The organism is Flavobacterium sp., assembly GCF_021151785.1.
Classification (GTDB): Bacteria; Bacteroidota; Bacteroidia; order Flavobacteriales; family Flavobacteriaceae; genus Flavobacterium.
This window is the reverse complement of record NZ_JAGKWP010000201.1, coordinates 1-1,426: the sequence shown is the minus strand read 5'-3', so window position 1 is coordinate 1,426 and position 1,426 is coordinate 1. Positions and strand designations below refer to the sequence as shown.

The window sequence follows — 1,426 nt, the reverse complement described above, 5'->3', positions numbered from 1 at the left end:
TTTTAAATCTTGCTATTTTTTTATTTGTAGAAAAAAAAACTAAATATTATGCTTGCTATTGAAAAATAATGTATAAAGTAAGAGATTTGAAAAAAATAACACAAACTTTAAACTAATATTATGAGTAAATTTAATCCCGCAGACAAAATACAAGATTTGCAATATTTTGGCGAATTTGGAGGTGTAAATCCTTCTATTTCTGATAGTTCTACATATACCTTCTTATCTGCTAAAACTATGTTTGACACTTTTGAAGGTAATGCAGAAGGTTGTTATTTATATTCAAGGCATTCGTCTCCCATGAATCTTTACTTAGGTCAGGCTTTAGCCGCTATGGAAGGAACAGAGGCTGCAAATGTTGCTGCTTCAGGAATGGGAGCAATTACTCCGGTCTTATTACAATTGTGTGGGGCGGGAGATCACATTGTTTCAAGTAGAACCATTTACGGTGGAACATATGCTTTTTTAAAAAATTTCACACCTAAATTTAATATTACTACAACTTTTGTTGATATTACTAAATTAGATGTTGTTGAAGCTGCAATTACCCCTAATACAAAAGTTTTGTATTGTGAAACTGTTAGTAATCCATTGTTAGAGGTAGCTGATATAAAAGGTTTAGCTCAACTTGCTAAAAAACACAATTTAAAATTGGTAGTAGATAATACTTTTTCCCCTTTATCTGTCGCTCCAGTTCAATTAGGTGCTGATGTAGTGATACACAGCTTAACTAAATTTATTAATGGAAGCAGTGATACAGTTGGGGGTGTTATTTGTGGTACGCAACAATTTATTGATGATTTAAGAAACGTGAATAATGGAGCTAGTATGTTGTTAGGACCTACAATGGATAGTTTACGTTCGGCTAGCATTTTGAAAAATTTAAGAACTTTACATATACGTATGAAACAGCATAGTCATAATGCGATGTATTTATCTCAAAAATTTCAACAAGATGGTTTAAAAGTGGTGTATCCAGGATTAGAAAGCCACCCTAGTCATCAATTGTATAAAGGTATGATTAATCCAGAATATGGTTTTGGTGGAATGATGACTATTGATGCAGGTTCTTTAGATCAAGCTAATGCATTAATGGAATTGATGCAAAATAAAAATTTAGGATATCTAGCGGTAAGTTTAGGTTTTTACAAGACATTATTTAGTGCGCCTGGAACTTCTACTTCATCAGAAATTCCATTAGAAGAGCAAAAAGAAATGGGCTTAACTGATGGATTAATAAGAATGTCTATAGGTTTAGATAATGATATTGAACGTACTTATCAAATGATGAAAGCGTGCATGAAAGAGTTAGGTATTTTATAAAAATACATTTAATTTGTTATGTTTTAAAGTCCGATTTAGTAATAAATCGGATTTTTTTGTAACAATTAATTACTTTTGAACTCTAATTTATTTACTATAAACT

Annotated in this window: 1 protein-coding gene; it reads left to right on the top strand. The window is 30.9% G+C overall.

Annotation, left to right across the window (positions count from 1 at the left end; all coding sequences use genetic code 11):
- Window positions 1–120: 120 nt before the first annotated feature.
- The gene (locus tag QZ824_RS11645; RefSeq protein WP_291276183.1) at window positions 121–1,323 is read left to right on the top strand and encodes an aminotransferase class I/II-fold pyridoxal phosphate-dependent enzyme; all 1,203 of its coding nucleotides are present in this window, start codon (window positions 121–123) and stop codon (window positions 1,321–1,323) included.
- The last annotated feature ends 103 nt before the right edge of the window (window positions 1,324–1,426 follow it).

Coding starts and splice junctions, on each gene's coding strand:
- QZ824_RS11645 (WP_291276183.1), top strand. CDS start 121: ATGAGTAAATTTAATCCCGCAGACAAAATACAAGATTTGCAATATTTT.